This window comes from Clostridia bacterium (genome assembly GCA_036654455.1).
Taxonomy (GTDB): domain Bacteria; phylum Bacillota; class Clostridia; order Christensenellales; family CAG-314; genus JAVVRZ01.
In genome coordinates this window covers 193,533-205,753 of the sequence record JAVVRZ010000001.1, presented here as the reverse complement: position 1 = coordinate 205,753, position 12,221 = coordinate 193,533, and the positions used below count along the sequence as shown (strand labels likewise).

The following is a 12,221-nucleotide window of genomic DNA, read 5'->3' as shown; positions in this document are numbered from 1 at the left end:
TAATTAACATATATATTCAATATACCTCATATTTTTTATTATGAGGTATTTGTTAAAGGATGTTTACGCAAGTTTATTTGCGCATAAAAAATATAATATATTCGTACTTGCTATTTATCTTGTTTGTTTAGTTTTGGGGCTAATATTTATTAAGGCAAATGGCGAATACGAATTATATTCTATTTCATATACAAATATTACGGTCTATATACAAGGAGGTTTCTTTCCTGTTTTATTTAAAAATTTATGGTTATACCTTGCAATTATAATCGTTTTCTTTGTTTTAGCTCTATATCGACCGCTACTAAGATTTGGCTGCGTCGTAGCTTGGTTAAAAGCTTTTACAACTGCATTTGCAATTAAGTCTTGTATAGCTAGCATAGGTTTAATGGCTTTGCCGTATATAGTCTTTTTGTTTATAATTCAAGCGGTTGTAATTTTAGCCATTGTATTATATTCGGTAAATCACGTCTATGATTGTAGGTTAAGTTGTGCAAATATAAGCGCCCTTTGCTATAAGTTTGTTCTGCTTGTTCTTTTGTGTTTAATTATCTCGATTGCTCAAACTATCATAGTTTTTATACTAATTAGACCGTTTACATATTTTTAATTGACAGTAACCACATCAATTTGATTGTCATTTTTTGCTTTTTATTATATAATTTTAGCAATAGGAGGTATGCAATATTGAGAGCTTTTATTTTAGTTATTGATGGACTTGGCATTGGTGAGATGCCAGATGCGCGTCTTTATGGCGATCGTGGTTCTAACACGCTTAAAAATATTTATAATTCCTATGATATGGATATACCAACGCTTATTTCTCTTGGACTATATAGCATTGACAATACTTACTGTGATACCAAAAATATTCGTGGCGCTTATGCAAGAATGGAAGAATTAAGTAAAGCCAAAGATACAACGGTAGGGCATTGGGAAATTGCAGGCGTAGTAACTACTCAGCCATTTCCAACTTTTCCAGATGGTTTTCCGCCCGAATTTATTCAACAGCTCGAAGACGCTTTTGGCGTAAAAGTTTTGCTTAACAAGCCGTATAGCGGTACGGAAGCGCTTAAAGACTACGGCGCAGAACATATCAAGACAGGTTGCCCGATAGTTTATACCTCAGGCGACAGCGTACTACAAATAGCCGTCCATACCGATGTTATTCCTCTTGCCAAGTTATATGAGTTTTGTTCTATCGCAAGAAAGCTTTGCGTTGGCAAATATAACGTAGGTAGAATAATCGCTCGTCCTTTTACCGGAGAATTTCCTTTTGTTAGAACGGACGACCGCAAAGATTATTCTGTTTCTCCGCCTAGCGACACCTTACTTAACAATGTTTCAAATGCCGGACTTGCTAGCGTTGGCGTTGGCAAAATTGAAGATATATTTAATTTTTCGGGTTTAACCGAGAGTTATCACACTCACAATAATGCCGAATCGCTTGACAAAACAATCGAACTTGCCAAGAAAGACTTTGACGGACTTGTCTTTGTCAATTTAATTGATACCGATATGCTTTACGGTCACCGTCGTGATGTTTTTGGTTACGCTCAGGCGTTAGAAAAAATCGATATTAAGCTAGCCGAACTTATGATATACTTAAAGCCCGACGATGTTTTATATGTAACAGCCGATCACGGAAATGACCCTTGTCACAAAGAACATACAGACCACACAAGAGAATATACGCCTTTACTTGTGTTTGGCGACAAGATTATTCCTACTAATTTAGGCACAATCAAGGGTTTTGACGCAATCGCCGATACTATACGAGAACAGCTTGGGCTTAATTTTAATTCTAAATCGCTTTGGGATAAGTTAACTAAATAATATATGTTTTTAAACCTTCTTTTTTAAGAAGGTTTTTTATATTATGTATTCCATTATTAATTTGCTAGTTATATTTTCCTTTCAATTTATCTAAATAGTTATTTATATTTTTGGTAATTACTATATTTTTACATAAAAACATATTTGAAACAAACACTAATAGAAAACGGAGAAAAGGAAATATGAAAAAATTAGTATTACTGTTTTTAGCTTTATTACTGTTTGTTAGCTCAATAGGCATACCCGCTATTATTGTGTATGGCGAATCAAATCAACTCTTAGAGTGTCAAGCGCAAAGTAAGCCGACTAAAAATTTAGAAAAACAAGAAACTAACACAACTTTTGACAAATATAATTCTAAGCAAAGCTTGCTAATGGACTTCAATACCGGCAAGGTTATATTTGAAAAAAATTCAAAACAAGCTAGACCTATTGCAAGTATGGTTAAAATTATGACCTTACTCTGCATCTACGATGCAATTTCACAAGGCAAAATAACCCTAGATACTGAAATTATTGTATCGCCTTACGCTGCATCTATGGGCGGTTCACAAGTATTTTTGTCGGCAAATAGCGTTCATAAAGTACAAAATTTAATTCAATCGATAATAATTTGTTCGGCAAACGATTCTTGCGTTGCTCTTGCCGAGCATATTAGCGGTAGCGTAGAAAGTTTTGTTAAATTAATGAACGACAAGGCAAATAAACTTAAATTAGTAAACACTCACTTTACTAATTGTACGGGTTTGCCTACTACCGAACAATTCTCGTGTAGTATTGACGTTGCGACAATGATGAGGGAGCTTATAACTAACGAAAATTTCTTTGAGTGTTCAAAAATTTGGATGAAAGATTATCTTCACCCAGACGGAAGAACAACGGGTATGACAAACACTAACAAGCTCGTAAGATTTTATTCGGGTTGCGACGGCGGTAAAACAGGTTATACCGCAGAGGCTATGCACTGCTTATGCGCAACCGCTAAGCGACAAGACAGTAGATTTATTGCAGTAGTAATTGGCGCAGAAGATAGTAAATCTCGCTTTGCCGAAATTAGTAAGATGTTTGATTATGCCTTTGCAAATTATGAAAGTTATATCTATCTAAACAAAACACAAGAAATTAATGTTGATGTTTCGGGCGGAAAAGTCGATAAATTGTCTTTATTTCCTCAAAAAAATCTAGCGTTATTTGGAAAAAAGGGTCAAACTAAGGGCGAAATAGTAATTGATCTACCCACAAAAGTTTGCAGCCCGGTTAAACGTGGCGACATTATCGGGTACGCAATTTTACAAGAAAATGGTAGCGTGATAGACAAAACAGAATTGATTGCAAGTTGCGACATATCTTCTAAAAGTTATTTTGACTGTGTGAGGGAATTAATCAAGAATTGGTAAAACATTATAATTTGCTTAAAACTATATGTGATTAATTGTAATCGTAACTACAAACAGCCTAATTAATATTTGTATGCAAATAAATATCTCGGTAAAACTATCGAGATATTTATTTATTGGGTTTATCGGTATTAATTGACAAAAAACCAAAAGGTTGTTACAATCTAACAAAAAGGAGAGGTTATGTTAATTTATCATTTGATAGAATCTGCGCAAGGCGATTTAGTTCTAGCCTTAGTCAATGTTTTTTCCTTTTTACTTGCAGTTTGTACGGCGCTAGTTCTACACGAAGTTTCGCACGGTATAGCCGCTTTGATAAATGGCGACAATACTGCAAAACTTTTAGGCAGACTTTCGCTTAATCCAATAAAACACTTTAATTTAATCGGCTTTATGATGATGATTTTAGTCGGCTTTGGTTACGCTAACCCCGTTCCTGTCAATCCAAACAATTTTAAAAATGAGAGAAAGGGAAACATTCAAGTTTCAATCGCAGGCGTGCTTACAAATTTGCTACTTTCTTTTATTCTTATTCTATTATTCTCAATATTTATATTAGTTACAAATAAAGTTTCAATTAACAATAGTTTTTTAGCTTATATCTATCAGTTTATGTTTATGTACTTTACGTGGGCGACCGTGCTAAACATTAACTTTGCGTTATTTAATATTTTACCGTTATATCCTTTGGACGGTTACAGATTACTTAATACTTTTGTGCCTGACAACAATAAATTTATGATTTTTCTACGCAAATATAGTTTTTACGTTTTAATATTTTTTGTATTATGGGGCAATGCGGGCAAAATTGCTGATTATTCTCCGTTATCGTTATATTTAAATTACTCCCTCAAAGGCATAACGTGGTTATTTAGCAAATTTTGGTCCTTGTTTGGTCTTCCCGATTTATCCGGACTATTTGCGGCAATTACTTAGGAGAAAAAATGGAAGAAGCAATTTTACAACTACAACTTTCTATATTTAACGGACCGCTTGACTTATTGTTACACTTAGTTAAAGAAGAAAAAATAGAAATAAAAGATATATTTGTATCCCAAGTTACTTCGCAGTTTTTATTTTTTATGTCACAACTTGACACTCTTGACGTAGACAAAGCTAGCGAATATATGGATATGGCTGCGACGCTACTAGAAATTAAGTCACGAGCTTTGCTTCCCAAAATGCCGGGTTACGAAGAGCCTTTTGACGCTCCCGAAAAAATATTAATTAGACAGCTTCAAGAATACAATCTTTTTAAAGAGGCGAGCGAAAAATTAAAAACCAAAGAGGACGTCAACCACTTATTCAAAGACCCTAGTCCCGAAGCCGAAACCGTAAGATTCTCAATAAAAGATATTTCGCTAAATAACCTTCTTGATGCATTCGCTAATATAATGCACAAATTTGAAGTCGACCGAATAAACAAAAAGACGCCAAGAGAGATTAAAAAAGACGAATTTTCAGTTACAGAACGAATAATCTTCATTAAACAATTACTTGAAGAAAACGACAGCTTAATTTTTTCTCAAATATTTGAGCAAGGTTGCGAAAAATTAGAAATTGCCGTGACGTTTATTGCGCTCTTAGAATTACTTAAAAATCAAGTAATTAGCGTAGAACAAAATAAACTTTTTGACGAAATCTACATTTACAAAAATAAGAATTTCAATGGAGATATAAAATATGAAGAATCTATCTAATATAATTGAGTCAATTCTCTTTGTAGCTGGCAAAGAAATATCAATTAAAGATATTGCCGATAAATTAAAAGTTACCGAAAAAGAAATATTACAGGAAGTTGCTACGCTTAAAGAACATTACAGCGGTGAAAATGGTATTATTCTTATGCAATTTAACGATAAACTTCAACTTGCAAGCAATTCTTGCTATGTAGACGCTGTTTCAACCGTTCTTAATCCAATTAGAGAGAAAGAACTTACTAAGGCTATGCTTGAAACGCTGGCTATTGTAGCGTACAAACAACCCGTTACCAAGCTAGAAGTGGAAGAAGTTCGTACTGTCGATTGCGCATACGCCCTTCAAAATTTAGCAAAATTGTCAATGATTAAAATTTTAGGTAGAAAAGACGCTATCGGCAAGCCCTTGCTTTTTGGCACTACCGACGAATTTTTAAAGAGGTTTTCTTTGTCTAGCATTTCTCAACTACCCGACTACGAAGCTTTGCTTGAAAGAATACAAACGATATCAAATGGCTTTGTTCCAAAAACTGACTTATATAATAGTAATCGAGATGTTGATTACAAAAATGAAGAATCAATTCCCGATTTCCTTATCGGCGAAAAGTTTGATATAATCGATTAGTTTTACCTTATGCGTTGAGTACTGCTCAACGCATATTTTTATTGTGAGTAAATTTTACGCATATTTTTCATATTTTAAATTGAAACTAACTATATGATATATTTAATCATTTTACTTATCTTAATTATTATTTTAGTTTGCCCAATCAATATACTTGTAAAAGTTAAGGTTGCAGGCAATTTTGTAGACCTAAAAATATTTTTATATTCTTTTATTAGAGTAATCTCAATTATATTAGAGTTTTTCAGCGATAGATTTAATTGTAAAGGGACATTTAAATTTACTAAAAAGTATATAGATTTAGTTAAAGGCGGAGGAAAAAGTAAAATGTTCTTAGTAAAAGCAATTAAACTTAATGAAATATCGCTCATAAGATATATTCGTTTAGATAAACCTAAGAAATTATTAATCGAGCAAAGCGTAGATATTGTTGCAAGTTCAATCGCAATTTTAATTAGCAATAATACAAATTCCAAATTAAAATATGCTTGCGTGTATACGATAAACCAAAATTTAACTCAAATTAGGTTAAGTATAAATACAAGTATTTTAAAGATACTAATAGAAATATTTAAAAACAAGGAGAAAACTTATGCAAAACGACCAAATACAACAAATAGTTGATACTGCCGTTACAAATATAAAGCATCTTGCCGAAGTTAACACAATAGTAGGTCAACCAATAGTAACAAGCGATGGTAGCGTAATTCTTCCGGTGTCCGAGCTAACGTTTGCTTTTGTTGCAGGCGGGGGAGAATACGGCAAAAAAGGCTTTAAGCAACTAAACGACAATCAATTTGCAGGCGGTTCGGGTGGGGGCGCATCAGTTACTCCGGTAGGGTTTCTCGTAGTCAACAAAGACGGCGTAAAAATAATTAAAGCGCAAGAAGAAAGCGCTTTTACAAAAATTATTGATACGGCAAAAACTATCTACGACGACTTTAAAAAGTCTTAAAAATATGAAAATAAGAATATTAAGTTTTACCTCTTTTGTCCTAGCGTTAAGTTTGCTTGCTATAAGCCTATATATTGGTATAAATTTTAATTCCGCTCACGCTCAAAACTTAACTTGCGCCGAAGGGGCTTGTTTAATGGAAATTAGCGGTAGAGTTCTTTATGGCAAAAATATGGATAAAAAATTGCCAATGGCAAGCACGACTAAGGTTGTAACGGCATTGACGGTAATTAAGAACGCAAATTTAAATGATATTGTAAGCATTCCAAAAGAGGCGGTAGGAATAGAAGGTTCGTCAATTTATCTTAAAGTCGGGGAAAAGATAAGCGTAGCCGACCTTCTTTATGGTTTAATGTTACAAAGCGGTAACGATTCGGCTACTGCCCTTGCCTTATATGTTTCGGGTAGCGTAGAGGAATTTGCTAAACTAATGACAAAAACCGCTAAGAGTTTAGGCGCAAATAACAGTAACTTTGTAAATCCTCACGGACTTCACAATGATTTACATTATACAACCGCTTATGACCTTGCAAAAATTACTTGCGAAGGGCTTAAAAATGAAAATTTTAAAAAAATAGTAAGTAGCAAGAGCCAAAAAATAGGTATTGAAGAAAATTCTCGTTTGATATTAAATAAAAATAAACTGCTTAAAAATTACGAATTTGCAAATGGCGTAAAAACGGGATTTACCAAGCGAGCCGGTCGCTGTTTTGTTGGTAGCGCAGTTAAAAATGGTATGCAACTTATAGCCGTCGTACTTAATTGTTCGCCTATGTTTGAAGAAAGTAAAAATATGCTTTGCTACGGCTTTGAAAATTATTCTTTAAAAACTATTATTTCAAAAGATAAAGTTGTAGGAATTAAATTTTTTGACAAAGAACCAACATATTATTATTGTCCGCAAGAATTTAAATATCCTTTAAGAAATGGCGAACACGTTGAAATAAAAAAAGTCGTCAATTTACCTTCCAAAAAGGGCGAAAGTGGCAATATTAGTATTTATATTGCTAAACAGTTGATTTTTTCGCAAAAATTAAGTACTATTTAAATATAAATAAAAGGAAGATAATAAATGAGAATTAACAAATATCTAGCTGATAGCGGAGTTGCTAGCCGTAGAGCAAGCGAAGAACTTATTTCTTCGGGCAAGGTCAAAGTCAACGGCAAAGTTGTAACCACGCTAAGCGCTCAAATAAGCGAAACTGACAGCGTAACCGTTGAAGGGTCGCCAATTAGACCGACAAAAAAGCAATATTATATTATGTTGCACAAGCCAAAAGGCTATGTTACAACGGTAAAAGACGACCTAGACCGCAAAACAGTTATGGACTTAATAGATATCAAAGCCAGACTTTTCCCCGTAGGTAGGCTAGATTACGACACGGAAGGGCTACTTATACTTACTAACGATGGTTCAATAGCTAACGTTCTTACACACCCTAAAAATAAAATTCCCAAGACGTATTTGCTTAGAATTTCGGGCAAGCTTAGCGAAGAGGAACGCAAAACTTTGCAAGAAGGCGTTGTTATAGAGGGCAAACCGACTTCGCCGGCTATTGTTCATATTATTGAAGGCGACGCTCATAAGACAAAACTTGAAGTAACAATTTTTGAAGGCAGAAATCACCAAATAAAAAATATGTTTGCCGTTATGGGCAAAGAAGTTGAGTTTTTAAAGAGAACCTCTATCGGCGAAATTAGGCTAGGCGGACTTACAAGAGGTACATACCGTGACCTTAACGCAAAGGAAATAGCCTATCTTAAAAGTTTGCTATAAAATGTCAAGCTGTTGCGTTAAATTTAATATAAAGGTAAAGTTATGAAAATATTACTCACAAACGACGACGGAATACAAAGCGTAGGGCTGTTATTACTTGCAAAAACGTTGTCGCAAAAACACGAAGTTTATGTATGCGCTCCTGACGGCGAGCGTTCGGCGTATTCGCATTACATAAATTTCCATAGACCTATTTATTTTAAACAAGTCGAAGTTGAAGGCGCGACAAATTCTTATGCAATTAGCGGTACTCCCGCCGATTGCGTTATGTTTGCCGCAAGACACCTAAAAATAACCCCCGACGTAGTCATTTCGGGTCCAAATAGAGGGGCTAACCTTGCTACCGACATTATATATTCGGGCACAGTTGGCGCAAGCCAAGAGGCGGTAATACTAGGTTTAAAGTCGATAGCCCTTTCTAGCTGTTCATATAAAGACAATCATTTTGACACTTGTTGCCAATTTATCTACAACAATTTAGAAACCCTTTTAAAATTCGAATTTAAAGAAAATTTATTAAATATCAATGTTCCCAATCTTTGCGAGGAAGAAATTAGGGGAGTAATCGTGGCACGTCAAGGACATAGACCATATAGCGATTATTATGCCGAAATAGAAATTGACGGCAAAATAGGCTATTCCCTTGAAGGCACGCCTCACGAAATAGTTGATTGCCCCGACCTAGATTCAACCGAATTTACCGACGTAAACGCCGTACATTTAGGCTATATTTCTATTACTCCGCTACACTTAGACCGCACAGATTATTCGGCAATATCGCAAGCTAAGGAACTCTTATGCAAGTAGTCGTAGTTGGCGGAGGCGCAAGTGGAATGATATCCGCTATTGAAGCAGCAAAAAACGGTAATATTGTTACGCTGATTGAACATAACGATAAATTAGGTAAAAAAATATACATAACGGGTAAAGGTAGATGTAATCTTACAAATTTATGTAGCCCAGCAGACTTTCTTTCTAACGTTGTGACTAACAGTAAATTCTTGTATAGCGCTATCTATGCTTTTCCACCGCAAAGAACTATTGAGTATTTTAAAGATTTGGGTCTAGAAACAATAGTAGAAAGGGGCGAAAGAGTTTTTCCATTATCCAACAAATCTAGCGACGTTACCAAAGCGCTTTCAAATGAGCTTAATAGATTAAATGTCAAAATTTTATACAATACTGAGGTTACAAGCTGTAAAGTATTCTCAAATAAGGTGGTTTCATTAAATACTACGACAGGAATAGTATTATGCGACAGCGTTATTCTAGCTTGCGGAGGCGTAAGCTACAAAGCTACCGGCAGTAACGGCATAGGCTACAAAATTGCAAAGATGTTAGGACACACAATAATCGAGCCTAAACCTAGCCTTGTTAGTTTTAATGCAAACGGTTGTTGCGAGCTTGAAGGATTGTCGCTTAAAAATGTCACACTCTCTCTAATTGCGCCAAACGGTAAAATTATAAAAAGCGACTTTGGCGAAATGCTGTTTACCTCTAATGGTATTTCTGGACCAATAGCGTTGACGTTGTCGGCTTACGCAAATAGACTTGACCTTAAAAATTATAAATTAGTAATAAATCTAAAACCAGCATTAAGCATAAATCAATTAACCGAACGAATCAAGCGTGAGATTTTGCTTGCGCCGAAAAAAGAAATTAAGAATATTTTGCTAACCTTGCTACCCGAAAGACTTGTAAAAGTCGTAGAAAAACAAAGTGAAATATCCCAAACAATAGCAAATTCTTTAACGGTAGCCGAGCGAGATAGGCTGGTAAATACTCTACAAAACCTTTCTTTTGACTGCTTAGGACTTGCTAGTATAGACCAAGCAATCGTAACTAGCGGAGGCGTCGCCGTAAAAGAAATTGTTCCCCAAACAATGCAAAGCAAATTAATTCCAAACCTTTATTTTGCAGGCGAAATAATCGACGTTGACGCTCTAACGGGCGGTTTTAATTTACAAATCGCTTTTGCGACAGGCTATCTTGCCGGACAACAAAAGCAAAGCTAACTATATTAAACATAATTTAGCCAAAAGAACAAAAGAAGATAAAACTTATTTTTATAAATAAAACAATATAAGAGGAACAAATGAAAGGAATACGAGGAGCTATAACAGTAGATAATAATACTAAGCAAAATATTTATTCTTGCGCGCAAGAATTGTTCTTAGCTTGCGTTAAGGCTAATAATTTATTGCCAAACAATATTGTCGCCGTTATCTTTTCTTCAACTGCCGACATTACAGAGGCTTATCCCGCATACTCTATTAGACAAATTGAAGAATATAAAGACCTTGCCTATATGTGCTTGCAAGAGCAATCTGTCAAAAATTCTTTAAAATTGTGCCTTCGTATATTAATTCTTGCCGAAAATATAGATACCATTAAATTTTGTTATCTTAAAGGCGCAAATATACTAAGGGAGGACTTACAATGAACTATAACGTAGCCATTGACGGACCATCGGGCGCAGGCAAAAGCACAATCGCAAAAATGCTCGCTAAAAAATTAAATATTGTATATTTAGATACCGGCGCTATGTATCGATGCTTAGGACTTAAAGCGTTAAGGGAGCAACTTGTTCTTGCTGACATTGCTAGCGTACAAACTATGCTTGACAACACAAAAGTAGATATAAAGATAAGTCAAGATAACAATAGAATTTTTCTTGACGGAGAAGAAGTCACTAATCTAATTAGAACAGAAATTGTCGGTAAATCAGCAAGCGACATATCGGCTTTGCCTATTGTTAGAATAGCTATGGCAAATATTCAACGTCAAATTGCAATCAAGCAAAGCTGTATTTTAGACGGGCGAGAGATAGGCTCTTATGTATTGCCAAACGCTCAAATTAAAATATTTCTTACCGCAAGCAAAGAAATTAGAGCAAAACGTAGATATATGCAATTACAAGAGCAAGGCGTAGACACTACCTTTAAAAAAGTACTTGATTCTTTGACTCAAAGAGACTATAATGATTCGAGTCGTTCTTTTGCGCCCTTGATAAAAGTAGCTGACGCCATTGAAGTTGATACTACCGAATTAACCTTACAACAAACAGTCGACAAGATATATTTAATAATTAAGGAGAAAATATTTGGGTAAATTTTTATATAATCTAATCGCTGTGCTTAAACAGCCATTCAAGCTTGTTTTTCCTACAAAAATATTTGGGTCAACTAATTTTGAACAGAAAAAGGCAATATTAGCCTTCAACCACGTATCGGGCTGGGACCCACTGGTTTGGACGATTTGGACGTCTTCTCGTGCAAGATTTCTTTATAAATCTCAATTTGACCGCAACCCCTTTTTAAAATTTATTTTTAAAGCCTTAGAATACGTTCCTATTAATAGGGGCGAAGTCGACCTTGTAGCTATAAAAAAATGTATGTCTTTGCTTCAAGACGATAAAATTTTTGGTGTGTTTCCCGAGGGAACTCGCAATAAAGAAATTGACCGTTTGCAAGAAATTAAAGTTGGTACGGCTATGCTTGCTATCAAAACAAAATCGCCAATTAGACCTATCTATATTTTTGACCGTACAAAAGCCTTTTGTAAAAATTATTTTCTCGTTGGCGACGAATTTACTCTTGACGAATATTATGGCAAACAACTTACAAAACAAGTTCTTGCCGAAGCCACTACAAAAGTAGCCTATTATATGGATAAAACACGCCAAGAATTAATTAACCTACTTAAAGAAAAAGGAATAACTCACCGCAAAAGACGTAGAAATGAAATTATTCAACGAGAACAGTTTATTATAAATAAAGAAGGCATAAATAAAGAAAAGACGGTAAGAGAAGTTATTCAACATCAAGCCGTAAAAGAGCTTGCGAAGGAATATGAACTTATCTGCAACGACAAAGTTGACAAAAATCAAGCCGATACCCAAGATAACAATAATTAAATTTGTTAGAGCGTAAAA

15 protein-coding genes are annotated in these 12,221 nt (G+C 34.7%); all 15 read left to right on the top strand.

Going from position 1 to position 12,221, the window contains the following annotated elements; all coding sequences use genetic code 11:
- Positions 1-49: 49 nt before the first annotated feature.
- The 15 genes from RR062_00975 (at position 50) to RR062_00905 (ending at position 12,203) form a co-directional block, all read left to right on the top strand.
- The gene (locus RR062_00975; protein ID MEG2026294.1) at positions 50-610 is read left to right on the top strand and encodes a hypothetical protein; all 561 of its coding nucleotides are present in this window, start codon (positions 50-52) and stop codon (positions 608-610) included.
- A 77-nt stretch (positions 611-687) separates the two neighbouring features.
- Positions 688-1,836: a phosphopentomutase gene (locus RR062_00970; GenBank protein MEG2026293.1), complete on the top strand. Its 1,149-nt coding sequence runs from the start codon at positions 688-690 to the stop codon at positions 1,834-1,836.
- Positions 1,837-2,018: 182 nt separating this feature from the next.
- Positions 2,019-3,233: a D-alanyl-D-alanine carboxypeptidase family protein gene (locus RR062_00965; protein MEG2026292.1), complete on the top strand. Its 1,215-nt coding sequence runs from the start codon at positions 2,019-2,021 to the stop codon at positions 3,231-3,233.
- A 183-nt stretch (positions 3,234-3,416) separates the two neighbouring features.
- Positions 3,417-4,169, top strand: a complete 753-nt coding sequence (locus RR062_00960) for a site-2 protease family protein (GenBank protein ID MEG2026291.1) — start codon at positions 3,417-3,419, stop codon at positions 4,167-4,169.
- An 8-nt stretch (positions 4,170-4,177) separates the two neighbouring features.
- Positions 4,178-4,933, top strand: a complete 756-nt coding sequence (locus RR062_00955; GenBank protein ID MEG2026290.1) for a segregation/condensation protein A — start codon at positions 4,178-4,180, stop codon at positions 4,931-4,933.
- The gene (scpB, locus tag RR062_00950) at positions 4,917-5,555 is read left to right on the top strand and encodes an SMC-Scp complex subunit ScpB (protein ID MEG2026289.1); all 639 of its coding nucleotides are present in this window, start codon (positions 4,917-4,919) and stop codon (positions 5,553-5,555) included. The genes RR062_00955 and scpB overlap by 17 nt, the downstream gene beginning before the upstream one ends.
- Positions 5,556-5,648: 93 nt before the next feature.
- Entirely contained in the window at positions 5,649-6,179 is a 531-nt protein-coding gene (locus RR062_00945; protein MEG2026288.1) for a hypothetical protein, read from the top strand.
- A complete protein-coding gene (locus RR062_00940; protein ID MEG2026287.1) occupies positions 6,148-6,510 on the top strand; it encodes a spore germination protein GerW family protein in 363 nt (120 codons plus the stop codon). The genes RR062_00945 and RR062_00940 overlap by 32 nt, the downstream gene beginning before the upstream one ends.
- Positions 6,511-6,514: 4 nt before the next feature.
- Entirely contained in the window at positions 6,515-7,558 is a 1,044-nt protein-coding gene (locus RR062_00935) for a D-alanyl-D-alanine carboxypeptidase family protein (protein MEG2026286.1), read from the top strand.
- 24 nt (positions 7,559-7,582) lie between these two features.
- Entirely contained in the window at positions 7,583-8,287 is a 705-nt protein-coding gene (locus RR062_00930) for a pseudouridine synthase (GenBank protein MEG2026285.1), read from the top strand.
- A gap of 42 nt (positions 8,288-8,329) precedes the next feature.
- Complete coding sequence (gene surE / locus RR062_00925) at positions 8,330-9,094, top strand: 5'/3'-nucleotidase SurE (GenBank protein MEG2026284.1); 765 nt, start codon at positions 8,330-8,332, stop codon at positions 9,092-9,094.
- On the top strand, positions 9,085-10,302 hold the full coding sequence (locus RR062_00920) for an NAD(P)/FAD-dependent oxidoreductase (protein MEG2026283.1): 1,218 nt from the start codon (positions 9,085-9,087) through the stop codon (positions 10,300-10,302). The genes surE and RR062_00920 overlap by 10 nt, the downstream gene beginning before the upstream one ends.
- 80 nt (positions 10,303-10,382) lie before the next feature.
- Complete coding sequence (gene aroH, locus RR062_00915; GenBank protein ID MEG2026282.1) at positions 10,383-10,730, top strand: chorismate mutase; 348 nt, start codon at positions 10,383-10,385, stop codon at positions 10,728-10,730.
- Positions 10,727-11,398: a (d)CMP kinase gene (cmk, locus tag RR062_00910; GenBank protein MEG2026281.1), complete on the top strand. Its 672-nt coding sequence runs from the start codon at positions 10,727-10,729 to the stop codon at positions 11,396-11,398. The genes aroH and cmk overlap by 4 nt, the downstream gene beginning before the upstream one ends.
- On the top strand, positions 11,391-12,203 hold the full coding sequence (locus RR062_00905; GenBank protein MEG2026280.1) for a lysophospholipid acyltransferase family protein: 813 nt from the start codon (positions 11,391-11,393) through the stop codon (positions 12,201-12,203). Before cmk ends, RR062_00905 begins: the two co-directional genes overlap by 8 nt.
- Positions 12,204-12,221: the final 18 nt, after the last annotated feature.